The following is a 15,144-nucleotide window of genomic DNA, read 5'->3' as shown; positions in this document are numbered from 1 at the left end:
TAGCAAAAGCGGTCATAGCATCACAAGACATGTGCACTGTGTGCAAGCACCGCATAATGCCGTGTTGAAGGCGAGTTGAGGCCACCGGAGAGCGGGTGAGCCCCTCACCGCCAAGGTGAGGGGCTCCTGTCGCGGGCCGCTCAGAACTCGTAGTCGGCGATCACCCACGTGGAGAACTCCCGCCACAGTGCGACGCCCGCCTGGTGGTCGGGGTGGGCCAGATAGCGGCGCAGCGCGTCGGCGTCCTCGACGGCGGCGTTGATGGCGAAGTCGTAGGCGATCGGCCGCTCGGAGATGTTCCATGCGCACTCCCAGGATGTCAGCTCCGGGACGCGGTCGCCGAGCTCCTTGAAGGCGCGGTACCCCTCGACGACCCGGGGATCGTCACGCTTGACGCCTTGGTTGAGCTTGAAGAGGACCAGATGGCGGATCACGGGGACTCCTTCGCGGTCGGGGGACGGACGGCGGTGCGGGTGCGGGTGCGGGTGCGGTGCGGGGGCGGCGGGGCGGCTGGGCCCCGGCGCGGTCCGGGGCGCGGTGGGGGGGCGCGGTGCGTTCGGGGGCGCGGCGTGGCGCGTTCGGGGCGCGCGGTGCCATGCGGTGGGCCGGCGGGGCCCCGGGGCGTGGCGCGGGGCGCGTGCGCCGAAGGGCCGTGGCGGTACGCGGGTGGAGGAACGCTTGCGGCGGGACGCGGGCGCCGGGGACACGGGAGCCGCGCGGAGTCAGTGCGCGCCGTTGATGACCCAGGTCATGAAGTCGCCTATGGACTTGGCCGCGCTCGATATGCCCTCGAACCCTATCTGGACATAGTCGGCAGCCTTGGCCGGGTCCGTGATGATCAGATAGAGCACGAAGACGATCACTACGTAGAGCGCGATCTTCTTCGGCTGCACGGCTGTGGCCTCCCCTGCCTGCGGTGTCGCGTGGGTCCCCTGGTGCCGGCGGTGAGTGTAACCCGGCTGACCATGCCGGACGAGGACGCGCGGCGCCTCCGGCTGCGCCGGCGGGGGCGGTGGGGGTCACCCCGTGCCGCTCTCCCCCGGCTCCCCCGGCTCCCCCAGCGCCACGGCGACCACCTCCCGCAGGGCCCCGGGGTCCGGGGCCGTCGGCAGGGCGCCCTGGGCGACACGGGGGTTGCCGCCGCCCGCGCCGCCGAAGCGGTCCGTGATCCGGGCCAGCAGCCGGGCCGCGTGGAGGCGCCGCCGGTAGCGGTCGGGGACGCTGACGACGACGTTCGTCCGTTCGCCGCCGGTCAGCCAGAGCACCGCGACCCGGCCCTCCCCGGACAGCCGCCGGGCCTGACCGCGCAGTCCGGCCGGTGCGCCGGCGGCCTCGGCGAGGGTCACCTCGGCACCGTCCAGGACGGCGTCCCAGCGCCGGCCGACGGTGGCGGCGCCGGGCGCGGGCGCGGCGGAGCGGGCCTGGCGGGCCAGCCGTTCGAGCGCGGGCAGCAGGTCCTGGGGCGCGGTGCGCAGCACGCCGGCGGCCTCGGCGAGCATCGTGGACTGTTCCAGCGTCAGCTCCACGGCCCGCTCCCGGGTGACGGCGACGATCCGCCGCACCCCGGCCGCCACGCTCTGCTCCGACACGATGCGGAACGAGCCGATCCGGGAGGTGCGCTCGACGTGCGTGCCGCCGCACAGCTCCTTGGAGAAGCCCCCGAACGACAGCACCCGCACCTCGTCGGCGTACTCCTCGACGGGCAGCGAGAGGGCGCCGGCGGCGAGCGCGTCGGCCGGGGGCATCGACTCGACGTGGCGGGGGGCGTCGGCGAGCACCCACTCGTTGACGAGGCGTTCGACGCGGGCCAGCTCCTGCTTGGTGACGGGCCGGGGGTGGGTGAAGTCGAAGCGCAGCCGCGCGGGCTCGACCAGCGATCCCGCCTGCCGGACATGCCCGCCGAGCACCTCGCGCAGCGCGGCGTTCAGCAGGTGGGTGGCGGTGTGGTTCGCGGCGGTCATGGCGCGTGCGCCGGCGTCCACGGCGAGGTGCACGGTGTCGCCGCGGTGCAGTTCGCCTGCGGTGACCACGGCGCGGTGCAGGAGGCGCCCGCTCTCGTGCGCCACGGTGTCCGTGACCTCGGCCTGGCCGCCGGCCGCGGTGACGGCGCCGCGGTCGCCGACCTGGCCGCCGCCCTCGGCGTAGTACGGGCTGCGGTCGGTGATCAGGTCGACCTCGGCGCCCTCGGCCGCCCGCTCCACGGGGACGCCGCCGCTGAGCAGTGCGAGGACGCGGCCCTCGGCCTCCAGCGTGTCGTAGCCGAGGAACGTGGTGCGGGGGGTGCCGGAGAGCGTGCCGGGCAGGACGTCGCCGGGGCGGGTGCGGCGGGCGGCGCCGGGCTCGGCGGGGCCGCCGCGGCTGAGGGCGCGGTGCCGCTCCAGGGCGGCGTCGAAGCCGGCGCGGTCCACCAGCACGCCGCGGGCCGCGGCGATCTCGCCGGTGATCTCGACGGGCAGGCCATAGGTGGCGAAGAGCCGGAAGGCCTCGTCGCCGGGGATCTCGTCGTACCGGTCGAGGACGCCGTCGAGGTGCTCCAGACCGCGCCGCACGGTGCCCTGGAACTCGTCGCACTCCCGGGCCGCGGCGGCGGCGATCTCGGCGTGCCGGGCGGCCCAGTGCGGGTAGTGGACGGCCATCCGGCCGACCACGGCGTCGATGACCGGCTCGGGCGCGAAGCGCTCGTGGCCCCGGCTGAGGGCCAGGGTCGTGCACTTGCGGACGAGCCGGCGCGGGATGTGACCACGGCCCTCGTTGCCGGGCCTGACGCCCTCGGCGAGGATGGCGACGGCCGCGCGCATGTGGTCGGCGATCACGCGGTGGTGGTGCTGCACGGCGCCGCGCTCGCCCAGGCTCTCCTGGACGGCGGTGACGACCGGGGCCAGCAGGTCGGTGTCGTGGACGCTGTCCAGGCCGTTCAGCGCGAGCTGGAGCCGTTCCAGGCCGGAGCCGGTGTCCACGCTGTGCTGCGGCAGCGGCCGCAGCACGCCGCCCGGCCCCTTGTCGAACTGCATGAACACCCCGGCGTTCCAGATCTCGATGTACCGCCGGCTGGTGTCGAACGGGCCGCCGGGCACGTACGCGGGCCCGAACGTGTCGCCGGTGTCCAGGAACACCTCGGTGGACGGACCGCAGGGGCCGCTGTCGCCGGCGGGGCCCCAGAAGTTGTCCTCGGCGGGCAGCGCGACGATCCTCTCCCGCGGCACACCGACCCGCTCCCAGGCCGCGGCGGACTCCTCGTCCGGGGGCAGCCCGAGGCCTGCGTCACCCGCGAAGACGGTGACGTAGAGCCGGTCCTGCGCGAGCTCCAGGTCGCCGGTGAGCAGTTCGAAGGCCAGCTCGACGGCGCGCTCCTTGAAGTAGCCGCCGATGGACCAGCTGCCCAGCATCTCGAAGAACGTGATGTGGTGCCGGTCGCCGACGTCGTCGATGTCCTTGGTGCGGACGCACCCCTGGACGTTGCAGAGGTCGGTGGCGGGCGGGGCGCTCTCGCCGGTGAAGTACTTCTTCAGCGGCGCCATGCCGGAGTTGACGAACAGCAGCGTCGGGTCGTTCCCCGGCACGATCGACGCGCCCTCGATACGGGTGTGGTGGTGCCGTTCGAAGAAGCGCAGGAAGCGTTCCCTGATCTGCTCACTGTCCATGGAGGGCACGGAAAGCACCCCTTTCGAGGCCCGGTTCCGGAAAGGTCCCGCAGCTCAATTCCCACCCACGGGCCCCCGCCCGGCAATTTCCGGGCGCCGGGCACCGGGGGTCACGGCCGGGGCGCGAGGGGCCGGGAAACGAGACGGAAACGAGCCGAAGGGGCGCACCCGTACGGGTGCGCCCCTTCGTTCACCTGCGGTAGCGGAGGGATTTGAACCCTCGGTGACTTGCGCCACACTCGCTTTCGAGGCGAGCTCCTTCGGCCGCTCGGACACGCTACCGAGACAGATCCTAGCCCACCGGGGGCCATGCTCAGAAATCCGTTCCCGGGGCGGCGCCGGGTGGGTCAGCGGGTGCGGAAGAAGTCGGTGAGGAGGCGGGCGCAGTCGTCGGCGAGGACGCCCGCGATCACCTCGGGGCGGTGGTTGAGCCGCCGGTCGCGGACCACGTCCCAGAGCGAGCCCACGGCGCCGGCCTTCTCGTCGCGCGCGCCGTAGACCAGCCGGTCCACCCGCGACTGCTGAATCGCGCCCGCGCACATGGTGCACGGCTCCAGGGTGACGACGAGGGTGCAGCCGGTCAGCCGCCAGCTGCCGAGCGCGGCGGCGGCGCGCCGCAGGGCGAGCAGCTCGGCGTGCGCGGTGGGGTCGGCGATGGCCTCGCGTTCGTTGTGCCCGGTGGCGAGCAGGGTGCCGTCCGCGGACAGCACAACGGCGCCGACGGGCACGTCGCCGCCCTGGACGGCCTTGCCGGCCTCGTCCAGGGCGCGCCGCATGGCCGCCCGCCAGCGGTCTCGTACGGGGTCCCGGGAGGGGCCGTGCGCCGTGCTCATACGGGGAGAGCGGTGCGCGGCCCGGGGGGACCCGCGGGCCCGTGGCCGGGCCCTGCCGTGGAGTTCAACGAACGGTTTCCAGCACCTCCGCCGCCCCCAGCGCGTCGGCGATCTCGCTGAGCGCGTCGCCGCTGTCCAGGGCCAGCAGGTCCTTCTCCTCGACTCCCAGGTCCGCGAGGATCTCGAAGTCGCCGAGGGGGCCGGACGGCACGGTCTCGTCGGACCCGAGGTCGCCGTCGTCGGTGGCGCCCACCGGCTCGCCGTCCTCGGTGCCGTCGAGGTCGAGGGCGTCCAGGTCGTCGCCGTCGTCGTCGGCCCCTGGCTCTCTGCCGAGCAGTTCGTCGGTGAGCAGGATCTCGCCGTACGCGCTGCGGGCGGCGGCGGAGCCGTCCGAGACGTAGATGCGCGGGTCCTCCTCGCCGTCCACGCGGACGACGCCGAACCAGGCGTCCTCCTGTTCGATGAAGACGAGCACCGTGTCCTCGTCGGACGCGGCCTCGCGGGCCAGGTCGGTCAGATCCGAAAGGGTCTCCACATCGTCGAGCTCCGTGTCGCTCGCTTCCCACCCGTCTTCGGTGCGCGCGAGCAGTGCGGCGAAGTACACCGTGACTCTCCCACTGGTCATAGGCGTGCCGGTTGGTGGTCCCCCCGGCGGCGGCTTGAGGCGGGTGCTGCGCCGAGCCCTGCCCCAATCGGAATCGTGGCAGAAAGAACGGCTTCAGGAGAGGTCTTCCGCCCCCTGTGTCCGCTCTTGTTTTCGCTCGGTCCGCCTTTCGGGCATTCTTCCGTATCGCCGTCCGTTCCCGAACAGCCCTCCCCCCGCCCACGGCCTGCGCTTTCTCCGGGACGCCCGGGCGCCCCCGCCGAACTCGCCGGACCCGTCCCGCGGGCGCACGGGCGGAGGCGCGACTGCGGCCAGGAGGGCGAACGGGGGGCCAGGTGAGGGAATCCGGAAGGAGCCGGAGGAGCGGATGGACCCGCGCCGCCGGGCGGCCCCGTCGTGCGGCCCGCCCGCCGGACCCGCCGGAACCCTCACAGGTCCCGGTGTTCCATCCTGCGCGAATCCGGCTACCAGCGGAAGGTCCGCATACGCATCGCCTGTCTCATCCGTTCCGCACGGGCGTGGCGCGGGCGGACTCGGGCGCGCAGCTCGCGTGCCTCGGTGAGCTCGCGCAGGAACTGCGCCCTGCGCCTTCCGCGCTCGGCTTCGCTCTCCCGCGGCCCGGCGCCTCCGGGGTCCTCGACGGTTCCGGTGTTCCCGGTGTTCCCGGTGTTCCTGAGGGGCCCAGTCCTCCCGGTATTTCCAACGGTTCCGGTGCTCCCGGCGGTTCCGGTGCTTCCGGTGTTCCCGAGGGCTCCGGTGCCTGCCGTGTCTCTGGCGGCTCCGGTGCCTTTCCTGTCTCCGATGCTTTCGGTGGGTCCGGTGGGTCCGGTGGGTCCGGTGGGTCCGGTGGGTCCGGTCGCCCGGGCCCCGGCGGGGCGGGGTGCGGCTCGGGGGGCCGGCGGGTTTCCGGCCCGCTCGGCCGGCCGCCCGTCCGGTCGCTCCGGCTTCTGCTCGCCAGTGCCTCCCGGCCTTTCCGGCCTTTCCGGCTGGGCCGGTCGCTCCGGTCGCTCCGGCCGTCCCGGCCGTCCCGGCCGCCCGTCCGTCCCGTGTGCTCTGTGTACATCCCCGCTGCCGTCAGGCATCGGCCCCACCACCCCAGCCCCCGAACCCCCGTCGAAATCATCATCTTCCCTCTACCGGGCGGTTTGATGCCGGCGCGGCCGCGGCCGGGGCCCCGTTACTGTGGGGGCATGCGTCTCCACGTCGTCGACCACCCCCTGGTGGCCCACAAGCTGACCACGCTGCGCGACCAGCGCACCGACTCCGCGACCTTCCGGCGGCTCGCCGACGAGCTGGTCACGCTGCTCGCCTACGAGGCGACCCGGGACGTGCGCACGGAGCAGGTCGACATCGTGACGCCCGTGTCGACCACCACGGGCGTGAAGCTGACGCATCCGCGGCCGCTGGTCGTGCCGATCCTGCGGGCCGGGCTCGGCATGCTGGAGGGCATGGTGCGGCTGCTGCCCACCGCCGAGGTCGGCTTCCTGGGCATGATCCGCGACGAGGAGACGCTGTCGGCGTCGACCTACGCCAGCCGGATGCCCGAGGACCTCTCCGGCCGTCAGGTGTACGTGCTCGACCCGATGCTGGCCACCGGCGGCACCCTCGTCACGGCCATCAAGGAGCTGATGAGGCGCGGTGCGGACGACGTGACCGCGGTGGTGCTGCTGGCCGCGCCGGAAGGCATACAGGTCATGGAGCGTGAACTGGCGGGCACCCCGGTCACCGTGGTCTCCGCCGCCCTGGACGAGCGCCTCAACGAACAGGGGTACATCGTCCCGGGCCTCGGCGACGCCGGCGACAGGATGTACGGCACGGCCGCCTGAGCGTGCCCCGCGCCTCCCAAGGGGCGCGGGACTCCGTCCTGGGCGTCCGGGTGTCCGGGTGTCTGGGGGGCCTGGGGCCGCCTTTGGGCGTCCCTCTCCTGACCGCGGCCCGTGGCGGTGACCGCCGGGCAGTGGCGGGTCGCGCAGGACGGCGCCGGGTGGCGGCGTCGCGCCGCGCGGCCGCCGGGCCTCAGCAGCTCCTGGAAGGCGACGGCGACGGTGCCGGGTGCGTCAGCACGTGGAGGGCCTTCGCCGCCGCCGCCTCGCTCGCCAGCCCCTTGAAGCCGTCGCCGATGATCAGATCGACCGTCGTGCCCTTGCGGCCGTCCGCGTGCTTCTCGGCGCCCGTCAGCTGGGTGCCCAGCACCGGGATCGCCGTGCCCATGGCGGACGGCGGTCCGAGCAGCACCCCGACACCCTTGACCTTCTTGTCGTACCGGGGTGTGGCGTTGCCGACGTCGCCGATGGTGAAGCCGCGCTTCTTCAGCTCGTCCGCGGTCTTCTTCGCCAGGCCGCTGCGCGTGGTGGCGTTGAGGACGTTCACGGTGATCTGCTTCGGCTTCGGCAGCTTCGCGCCGGGGGAGGGCGAGGCGCTCGCGGCGGGGGCGCCCGCGGCCCTGGACTCCGCCTTGCCGGTGCTCCTGGACGTCACGCAGTCCTTGCCGCGGCCCGCGGCGCTGGCCGTGCCGCCGCCCGTGAACACGTCGACGAGTTGCACGCTCCCCCAGCCCAGCAGCCCGACCACGGCGGCGGAGGCGATGACGGCGAACACGAGTCTGCCGCGCCGGCGTCCACGCCGCATACGAGGGTATTTGTTCCCTGTGATGCGGTATTTGCCGCCCAAGCCGGGGGGAGTGAGCATGCTCATGGCCGCAGCGTAGTGCGAGGGGGCGGCGATGCCTACCGGATGATCATCGTATGACAGGCATTCTGCCCCGAAAGGGTTATCACGGGCCTCCGTCCGGCCCACGCACGGGACAGGGGAGCGAGCCCGTCTCCGGGAGCGGGGCGCGAGCCACTACCCGGGACCGGGGCAAGCCCGGGAACGTGGGGCAGCACACGACGATGGGGCGGGTGCGGGACCGTGGGGGCTCAGTCGAGTTCGAGCACGCGGGCGTGCAGCACCTGGCGCTGCTGGAGCGCGGCGCGCACGGCGCGGTGCAGGCCGTCCTCCAGGTAGAGGTCGCCCTGCCACTTCACGACGTGGGCGAAGAGGTCGCCGTAGAACGTGGAGTCCTCGGCGAGCAGGGTTTCCAGGTCGAGCTGGCCCTTGGTCGTCACGAGCTGATCGAGGCGGACCGGGCGCGGCGCGACGTCCGCCCACTGCCGGGTGCTGTCCCGGCCGTGGTCGGGGTACGGCCGGCCGTTGCCGATGCGCTTGAAGATCACACGGAAAGCCTACCGGGCAACGCTCCGTGGGCGCAGCCGCGACGGCCGTAATTCCCACCCGGCGGCTCCCCCGCCGGCCCCCGGCCCCCTGGGCCGCCACCGCCCCGGGACGGGGCCCGGAAGACGGGCTCCGGGAGCCGGGAGCGGCCCGGTCCCGCTCAGCGCCGCTTCAGCTCCCGCTTGTGCGCGCGCACCTTCGCCAGGGACTCCTCGCCGGTGATGTCGGCGACGGAACGGTACGCGCCCTCCTCCCCGTACGCACCCGCCGCCTCCCGCCAGCCCTCGGGGCGGACGCCGAGCTGCTTGCCCAGCAGGGCCACGAAGATCTGGGCCTTCTGCCGCCCGAACCCGGGCAGGTCCACCAGGCGCCGCAGCACCTCGGCGCCGTTGGCCGCGCCCTCCCAGACCCCCTCGGCCCGCCCGTCGTACCGCTCCACCAGGTACTGGCAGAGCCGTTGCACGCGGTTCGCCATGGATCCCGGGTAGCGGTGCACGGCGGGTGGCCGGGCGAGCAGCGCGGCGAAGTCCTCGGGATCGTGCGCGGCGATCGCGAACGGGTCGAGGTCGTCGGTGCCCAGCCGCTGCGCGATCGTGTACGGCCCGGTGAACGCCCACTCCATCGGGATCTGCTGGTCGAGCAGCATCCCGACCAGCGCGGCCAGCGGACTGCGGCTCAGCAGGGCGTCGGGCTCGGGCTGCTGGGCGAGGTGAAGGGAGGCGTCCATGCCTCTGATGATCGCCCCCGCCCCGCCGCCCCGCCCCGCTCACCACGGCGCGCCGTGCCGGGCGGAACCCGAAGCGGGGGGTGTGGTGCGCCGTTCGGGTGAGACGGGGGCCCGTTCGGCCGTCCGGGTGGGGACGGGCTCTGCCGTGAGGTCGAACGGGTCCGGTTCCGCCGTCCGGGTGGGACGGCGTCCTTGGGCCGTTCGGATGGGGGCGGGGTCCTTGGGCCGTCCGGGTGGGAAGGGTCCGTTGGGCCCTTCGGGTGGGAAGGGTCCGTCGGGCCGTTCGGGTGGCCGTTCGGGTGGTGGCTCCCCGGCGGGCTCTGCCCCGCCGCGTCAGGCGTCCGGCTTGCGGGCCTCGATGAGGTAGCGCGTGGAGTGCGCGACGAACGGGCCCTCAGCGCGGATCCGCGCGTCCAGCTCGCGCAGCCGGTCGCGGTGGCCGTCGACGGTGAAGCCGGGCACCATCCAGACGACCTTGCGCAGGAAGTAGACCACCGCGCCGACGTCGAAGAACTCGATCCGCAGCCGTGTGTACCGCAGGTCGACCACGTCGAGGCCGGCCGCCGCGGCCCCGCTGCGGGCGGTGTCCGGGTGGCGCCCCCGCCGTTCCTCCGCGGTGCGCGGCCCGAGGAAGTACTCGACGAGCTCGAAGACGCTGGCCGGTCCGACCTGCTGGGAGAGGTAGGTGCCGCCGGGGCGCAGCACCCGGGCGATCTCCTGCCAGTGGACGGTCACCGGGTGGCGGCTGGTCACCAGGTCGAAGGCGTGGTCCGCGAAGGGCAGCGGCGGCTCGTCGGGGTCCGCGACGACCACCGCGCCGCGCGGGTGCAGCAGGGCGGTGGCCTTGGCGATGTTCGGCGGCCAGGACTCCGTCGCCGCCATCAGCGGCGGCAGCCGCGGCACGCCGGCGAGTACCTCGCCGCCGCCGGTCTGGATGTCCAGCGCGGCCGAGGCGCGCGCCAGTCGTTCGCCCAACTGCCGCTGGTAGCCCCACGGCGGCCGCTCCTCGGTCGCCCGGCCGTCCAGCCAGGAGAAGTCCCAGCCGTCGACGGGAGCGGCGGCGGCTTCGGCGATCAGGTCCTCGAACGTGCGGACGGCGGCGGGGCGCGCCCCGCCGCCGTCGTCGTCGTCGTGGTCGTGGTCGTGGTCGTGGTCGTGCCGTGCGCCGGCCGGTTCGCGGTGCCATTCGGGGGTGGCGCGGGGTGGGGGCGGATCGGTCATGGGGTGAGGGTGGCAGGGGTGGCGAGGGGTGCACCACGGGTTATACGGGCGCTGTTGTCGGAGGTGGGGGGAGCGGGCAGGGGGTGCCCCTGGGGGCGGTGGCGACGTGCGGGGCTCGTCGTGGTTGCGCGCGCGACCACCCACCGCCCGGTGGCCCGGAGACGACAGATACTCCCCTTGGGACGGGGCGACCCTCACATGGACGCGGGACCGCCGGCGGCCAACCGTTCGCCCAGCCTGACGTTCCACCGCCCGCCGCGGCCGCTCAGCACCACGGCGGTCAGGGGGCGTACGTCGAATCGCCAGAACATTCCGGGTGCCGCGTCCAGCGCCGCCACCAGGGCGGCTCGTACGACGTCGGGCTCCACGACGGCCACGACCCGACCGTCCCCCGCCGCCTCCGCCAGCCACCCGCGCACCCGTGCGCAGAGATCCGCCAGGCACTCCCCGCCGGGCGGTGCGGCGCTCGGGTCGAAGAGCCAGGCGGTCACCGCGTCCGGTGACTCCTCGGCCAGCTCCGCCAGGGCCCTGCCCCGCCAGGTCCCCACCGACCACCCGGCCAGTGCCGCCTCGGGGCGCGGCAGCAGCCCCAGCTCGCGCGCGGTCTCCCGGCAGCGGACGGTGTCGGAGACGGGTACGGCGGCGGGGGCGGCGCCGGGAGCGAGACGGAGGGCCGTCCGCAGCGCCGGGGCGGCGGCCCGGGCCGACTCCCGGCCGGCGGGCGTCAGCGGATCCCCGGCCTCGAAGCGGGCCGCGGCCGTGGCCGTGCTGACGGCGGATGAGACGAGGGTCACGCGGACCGTCATTCGGGGCTCCGTGCTCTCTGCGCGCCGGTCGGGACCGTCGGGGCCGGCACAAGTGCCGTCGGTCGCCGCCGGGTTGGGCGGCGCCACCGGCCGGACGGGGCCGTTCCGGCCGGAGAAGGCGGTGTTGGCCTGCGGGCGGCCGGGCGGTACCGTTCCGATCATATTCACGCGACACGGCGGAACCCGGTGGGAGACCGGGGCGGTCGCGCCACTGTATGTCCGGCCAGGTCCGGACGAGCCAGACCCGCCGTGCCGTACCGAGCTCCACCTATCGGGACGCGAGTTCCCCGCAGGAGGTCCATCATGGCGCAGTCCATCGCCTCGCCGGCCACGGAATCGGCCGCCCCCCAGACGCTTCCCGTCACCAAGCTCTCGGTGCGGGCCGTGCTCCCCTGGGCGGTCTTCTTCGGCGTGCTGATGCTCGTACTGCTGTACTTCGTCGGCGCCGAGCAGGGCGCCACCTCGGTCTTCTCCGGCACCGACGTGCACGAATGGGTGCACGACGGCCGCCACCTGCTCGGTTTCCCCTGCCACTGACGGGCCGGGGCACCGTGCGTGACGAGCGGGCAGTGGACTCCACCGCTGTCCGGAACCTCCTGGTGCGTGGCATGCTCGCGGGTCTCGCCGCGGGCGTGCTCGCCCTGGTCGTCGCATACCTGCTGGGCGAGCCGCGGATCGACTCCGCCATCGCCTTCGAGGATGCGCACTCCCACGATCACGAGATGGCGGTCGTCAGCCGGTCGCTGCAGTCGACGGCGGGCCTGGCGACGGGCGTGCTGGTGTACGGGGTCGCCTTCGGCGGCATCGTCGCGCTGGCGTTCTGCTTCGCCCTGGGCCGCGCCGGGCGCTTCGGGCCGCGGGCCACGGCGATGCTGGTGTCGGGCGCCGGTCTGGTCGCCGTTTATCTCGTACCGTTCCTGAAGTACCCCGCCAACCCGCCGGCCGTGGGCGATCCCGGCACCATCGGCAGGCGGACCGCGCTGTACTTCCTGATGATGCTGCTCGGCGTGCTGCTCGCCGTGGCCGCGGTGCTCGCGGGCCGGCGGCTCGCGCCGCGGCTCGGCACCTGGTACGCCACCGTGGCCGCGGCGGCCGGCTTCGCCGTGGCGGTCGGCCTGGCCTACGCCTTCCTGCCCGCCGTCGACGAGGTGCCCGACCACTTCCCGGCGAGCCTGCTGTGGCAGTTCAGGCTGGCCGCCCTGACGATCCAGCTGGTGCTGTGGACGGCTTTCGGGCTGGTCTTCGGCGAACTGGCGGAACGGCTGCTGCGGCCGGCCCCCGCGGTACGGACCGCGGCGGGACGGGAAGCGGTGGGACGTGAAGCGGTGGGCGACGATGCGCCGGACCGCGGTGCGTCCCTTCCGGCGGGCGGCCGGACCGCGGGGCAGTAGGGGCGATCGGCGCCGTCGGGCGTGCCGCGTGCCGGTGCGCCCGGATCGCCGGCGAGCCGGCCGGCGTTCCGCACGGCGTGCTGATTCCGCTCATGTCGCCCAGGGCCGGCCCGCCCGCCTTTCCTACGGCGTGGGCCGCGGGTGCCGGCGTCGGCGCCCGTGCCGGGGTTCTCCCGCCCCGGGGGCGGAGGTCCGCGGACCGCCTCGACGGTCGACCGCCGCGGCCTGGGCGTCGACCACCAGGTGCTGTTGGGGCGGGGCGGAAGCGATGTGCCCTCGCCCGTCCGTGTCCTGTTCCCCGGCCATGCCTCGGCCCCGGCCGAGTCCTGCCAGGCATGCGGAGCCTCTGACCCGAGCAGACGTCCAGCAGCGGGGTACGCACTGGACTAGGGATTCCGGGAGAGGAGTGGGAGCTGCGATGCAACACGGCCGTGGTGCGGTGCCGGACATGAGCCGTCCCGAGGCCGGGGTCACCCTGCTGAGCGAGTGGGTCGCCGCGCCGGGCCGGCAGGAGGACGTGGCCGACGCGGTGGCCGGCACGTGGGCGCTGGGCCCCTGGCCGGACGGGCTGCTCTCCCGATCCTGCCTGACCGGCGCGGACGGTCCGTGGGTCGCCCAGCTCTCCCAGTGGGCGGACGACGACGCGGCACGCGCCTTCGCGGCCTCCTCGGAACCGCGGCTGGCCGGAGAGGTCACCGAGGCGGTTCCGGGCACGCGGTGGGTGGGCACGGTGCCGTATCTGCGGTGCCGCGGCAGGCAGTTCGGGCTGCGCCGGATACCCGGGTGCATCGTCCTGGTCAGCCATGAGTTCGACGCGCCCGATCTGGCGCGGGCCCGGCAGTGGGTGGACGCGACCTTCGCGATGCCGGCCTCGGGGCCGCCGCCGGGGCTGATCTCCACGCACTTCCATGTCGGCGTCGACGGGTCGAGGGTGCTCAACTACGCGGAGTGGACGTCGCACGACGAGCACCGCGCGGCGGCGGGGCAGGACGCCGCGGGGCCCGGCCCCGGCGGCCCCGGGCGCACGGAGCCCCCGGCGTGGCCCGGCCTCCGCCGGACGACCACCCGACGCTTCTCGCCGTACCGCCACACCACGGGCCGCTCACGCCCCACGTGAGCCCGATGGTGCGGCTCCGCCGCGGTTGGCGCGCTGCCCGGCCACGACGCGCCTGCGGCGGGCCACCGGGCCGAGCCCTTGCGGTCTCGTTTCCGGCCACCGGTCGGTGGGGTCGGTCGCGCAGTTCCCCGCGCCCCTGGAGGGGGTGCCCCTTGGGGTTTCGTTTCGGTCATCGGTCGGTGGGGAGGGGGCTGGCCTGCTCAGGGGCGCGGGGAACGGCGCGCCCAGCCACGGCGCGCCTGCGGCGGGCCACCGGGCCGAGCCCCTTGCGGTCGGAGGCCTGGCCCCCGGCCGGTGGGGGCAGGGCGGAGGAGTTGGCCGCGGCCCACGCGGCCCACGCGGCGCAGCCGCACCGCTCCGTGGGCCCCGTCCTCCCGGGCCCACCGGAGGCGTGCTGCGAGACTGCACAGGACTCCCCGACGTACCAGGAGTAGTCATGACCACCATCGCCATCATCGGAGCGGGACCCGGCCTCGGCGCCGCGGTCGCCAGGCAGTTCGGGCGGCAGGGCCTGGACGTCGCGCTCGTCTCCCGCAGCCAGGAGCGTGCCGAAGCCCTCGCCGCCGCCCTCACCGCCGACGACGTGAACGCGCGCGCCTTCGCCGCGGACGTACGCGACCCGGCCGCGCTCGCCGCAGCCCTGGAAGCCGTGACCGAGACGCTGGGCCCGATCGAGGTCATGCAGTACAGCCCGCTGCCGCAGAAGGACTTCATGCGGCCGGTCCTGGAGACCACCCTCTCCGACCTGGTGGGACCGATCGAGTTCTCCGTGTTCGGCCCGGTCGCCGCCGTGCACCAGGTGCTGCCCGGCATGCGGACGCTGGGCCGCGGCACCATCCTTTTCGTCAACGGCGGCACCGCCGTACAGCCCCGGCCGCACCTCGCGGGCACCTCGATCGCGTTCGCCGGCGAGAGCGCCTTCGCGCGGATGCTCCACGAGGAACTGGCCGACGAGGGCATCCACGTCGCACAGCTCGTGATCCCCGGCGCGATCACACCCGGGCACCCGAGGAAAGACCCGGCCGTGCTGGCGCAGACCCTGTGGACGCTGCACGCCGAGCGGCAGGGCTTCCGGCACTTCGCGGAGGAACTGGAGGACATCGCCGAGGGCTGACGGTCGCCCGGGCGCGGGGCCGCGGCGGCGCCGGGCGGCACGGGCCGGCGGCGGCACGGCAACCGGGCCGGCGGCGGCTCAATGGCGGAACGGCGGCGGCTCAACGGCGGAACGGCGGCGGCCCGACGGCCGGGTGGCGGCGGCTCGGTGACCGGGTGGCAGCTCGGCGGCCGAGGACGCTCGGGGACCGGCGGCGGGCGGGTGCGCAGGGCTTCCGCGGCTTTGGCGCGCCCGGTGCGCGCACGGCACCTGGCCCCGCCCCCACCCGGAGACGGGCGGGGACGGGGCGCAGCCGGCGGGGCCCCGTGCGGCGGTGGCCTGAACGGCAGCGGCCTGAGCGGTCGGGCGCGGCCACGGCCGTGGGAGGCTCCGCCGGATCCGACCGGCCGGGCGGTCGACTGGCCGACTGGCCGACTGGCCGGGTGGCCGACTGGCCGGGTGGCCGGGTGGCCGGGTGGCCAGGCGGTCGGTGGCCGG

At 74.7% G+C, this 15,144-nt stretch carries 15 protein-coding genes and 1 tRNA gene; 5 read left to right on the top strand and 11 right to left on the bottom strand.

Annotation, left to right across the window (positions count from 1 at the left end):
* Positions 1-140: 140 nt before the first annotated feature.
* The 6 genes from ACSMXW_RS16910 to ACSMXW_RS16885 all read right to left on the bottom strand — a co-directional run bounded on the left by ACSMXW_RS16910 (position 141) and on the right by ACSMXW_RS16885 (position 5,078).
* A complete protein-coding gene (locus ACSMXW_RS16910) occupies positions 141-434 on the bottom strand; it encodes a Dabb family protein (protein ID WP_485807422.1) in 294 nt (97 codons plus the stop codon).
* A 288-nt stretch (positions 435-722) separates the two neighbouring features.
* Positions 723-893 (bottom strand): hypothetical protein, encoded by a 171-nt coding sequence (locus ACSMXW_RS16905; RefSeq protein ID WP_485807421.1) that lies wholly within the window; start codon positions 891-893, stop codon positions 723-725.
* Positions 894-1,019: 126 nt separating this feature from the next.
* Positions 1,020-3,641 carry an alanine--tRNA ligase gene (alaS, locus tag ACSMXW_RS16900; protein WP_485807420.1) on the bottom strand — a complete coding sequence of 874 codons (2,622 nt, stop codon included), beginning with the start codon at positions 3,639-3,641 and terminating at the stop codon, positions 1,020-1,022.
* A gap of 197 nt (positions 3,642-3,838) precedes the next feature.
* Positions 3,839-3,923 (bottom strand) — tRNA-Ser (locus ACSMXW_RS16895).
* A 65-nt stretch (positions 3,924-3,988) separates the two neighbouring features.
* Positions 3,989-4,474, bottom strand: coding sequence for a tRNA adenosine(34) deaminase TadA (gene tadA / locus ACSMXW_RS16890; RefSeq protein ID WP_485807419.1), 486 nt, complete (start codon positions 4,472-4,474; stop codon positions 3,989-3,991).
* A 64-nt stretch (positions 4,475-4,538) separates the two neighbouring features.
* Positions 4,539-5,078: a tRNA adenosine deaminase-associated protein gene (locus ACSMXW_RS16885; RefSeq protein WP_485808092.1), complete on the bottom strand. Its 540-nt coding sequence runs from the start codon at positions 5,076-5,078 to the stop codon at positions 4,539-4,541.
* A gap of 1,190 nt (positions 5,079-6,268) precedes the next feature.
* Between ACSMXW_RS16885 and upp the strand changes: the two genes are divergently transcribed.
* A complete protein-coding gene (gene upp / locus ACSMXW_RS16880; protein WP_485807417.1) occupies positions 6,269-6,904 on the top strand; it encodes a uracil phosphoribosyltransferase in 636 nt (211 codons plus the stop codon).
* Positions 6,905-7,094: 190 nt separating this feature from the next.
* Here the strand turns inward: upp and ACSMXW_RS16875 are convergent, their stop codons facing one another.
* The 5 genes from ACSMXW_RS16875 to ACSMXW_RS16855 form a co-directional block, all read right to left on the bottom strand.
* The gene (locus ACSMXW_RS16875; RefSeq protein WP_485807415.1) at positions 7,095-7,772 is read right to left on the bottom strand and encodes a LytR C-terminal domain-containing protein; all 678 of its coding nucleotides are present in this window, start codon (positions 7,770-7,772) and stop codon (positions 7,095-7,097) included.
* A gap of 224 nt (positions 7,773-7,996) precedes the next feature.
* Positions 7,997-8,293, bottom strand: coding sequence for a type II toxin-antitoxin system VapB family antitoxin (locus ACSMXW_RS16870; RefSeq protein ID WP_071268372.1), 297 nt, complete (start codon positions 8,291-8,293; stop codon positions 7,997-7,999).
* A gap of 158 nt (positions 8,294-8,451) precedes the next feature.
* Complete coding sequence (locus ACSMXW_RS16865; protein ID WP_485807413.1) at positions 8,452-9,018, bottom strand: HhH-GPD-type base excision DNA repair protein; 567 nt, start codon at positions 9,016-9,018, stop codon at positions 8,452-8,454.
* A 333-nt stretch (positions 9,019-9,351) separates the two neighbouring features.
* Positions 9,352-10,239, bottom strand: a complete 888-nt coding sequence (locus tag ACSMXW_RS16860) for a class I SAM-dependent methyltransferase (RefSeq protein ID WP_485807411.1) — start codon at positions 10,237-10,239, stop codon at positions 9,352-9,354.
* A 194-nt stretch (positions 10,240-10,433) separates the two neighbouring features.
* Entirely contained in the window at positions 10,434-11,045 is a 612-nt protein-coding gene (locus ACSMXW_RS16855) for a histidine phosphatase family protein (protein ID WP_485807409.1), read from the bottom strand.
* A 303-nt stretch (positions 11,046-11,348) separates the two neighbouring features.
* Between ACSMXW_RS16855 and ACSMXW_RS16850 the strand changes: the two genes are divergently transcribed.
* The 4 genes from ACSMXW_RS16850 (at position 11,349) to ACSMXW_RS16835 (ending at position 14,667) form a co-directional block, all read left to right on the top strand.
* Positions 11,349-11,582: a CbtB domain-containing protein gene (locus ACSMXW_RS16850; RefSeq protein ID WP_485807407.1), complete on the top strand. Its 234-nt coding sequence runs from the start codon at positions 11,349-11,351 to the stop codon at positions 11,580-11,582.
* 32 nt (positions 11,583-11,614) lie between these two features.
* Positions 11,615-12,436: a CbtA family protein gene (locus ACSMXW_RS16845; protein WP_485807405.1), complete on the top strand. Its 822-nt coding sequence runs from the start codon at positions 11,615-11,617 to the stop codon at positions 12,434-12,436.
* A gap of 418 nt (positions 12,437-12,854) precedes the next feature.
* Positions 12,855-13,553 carry an antibiotic biosynthesis monooxygenase gene (locus ACSMXW_RS16840; protein WP_485807403.1) on the top strand — a complete coding sequence of 233 codons (699 nt, stop codon included), beginning with the start codon at positions 12,855-12,857 and terminating at the stop codon, positions 13,551-13,553.
* 436 nt (positions 13,554-13,989) lie between these two features.
* Positions 13,990-14,667, top strand: coding sequence for an SDR family NAD(P)-dependent oxidoreductase (locus ACSMXW_RS16835; protein WP_485807402.1), 678 nt, complete (start codon positions 13,990-13,992; stop codon positions 14,665-14,667).
* The last annotated feature ends 477 nt before the right edge of the window (positions 14,668-15,144 follow it).

Source organism: Streptomyces sp. DSM 116793 (genome assembly GCF_057320905.1).
The sequence above is the reverse complement of the archived record's forward strand: the minus strand, read 5'-3'. Positions and strand labels throughout refer to the sequence as shown.

Bases quoted from the DNA above. Each gene is read 5' to 3' on its own strand.
- alaS (WP_485807420.1), bottom strand. From the start codon at position 3,641: ATGGACAGTGAGCAGATCAGGGAACGCTTCCTGCGCTTCTTCGAACGG.
- tadA (WP_485807419.1), bottom strand. From the start codon at position 4,474: ATGAGCACGGCGCACGGCCCCTCCCGGGACCCCGTACGAGACCGCTGG.
- upp (WP_485807417.1), top strand. From the start codon at position 6,269: ATGCGTCTCCACGTCGTCGACCACCCCCTGGTGGCCCACAAGCTGACC.
- ACSMXW_RS16875 (WP_485807415.1), bottom strand. From the start codon at position 7,772: ATGAGCATGCTCACTCCCCCCGGCTTGGGCGGCAAATACCGCATCACA.
- ACSMXW_RS16865 (WP_485807413.1), bottom strand. From the start codon at position 9,018: ATGGACGCCTCCCTTCACCTCGCCCAGCAGCCCGAGCCCGACGCCCTG.
- ACSMXW_RS16860 (WP_485807411.1), bottom strand. From the start codon at position 10,239: ATGACCGATCCGCCCCCACCCCGCGCCACCCCCGAATGGCACCGCGAA.
- ACSMXW_RS16855 (WP_485807409.1), bottom strand. From the start codon at position 11,045: ATGACGGTCCGCGTGACCCTCGTCTCATCCGCCGTCAGCACGGCCACG.
- ACSMXW_RS16850 (WP_485807407.1), top strand. From the start codon at position 11,349: ATGGCGCAGTCCATCGCCTCGCCGGCCACGGAATCGGCCGCCCCCCAG.
- ACSMXW_RS16840 (WP_485807403.1), top strand. From the start codon at position 12,855: ATGCAACACGGCCGTGGTGCGGTGCCGGACATGAGCCGTCCCGAGGCC.
- ACSMXW_RS16835 (WP_485807402.1), top strand. From the start codon at position 13,990: ATGACCACCATCGCCATCATCGGAGCGGGACCCGGCCTCGGCGCCGCG.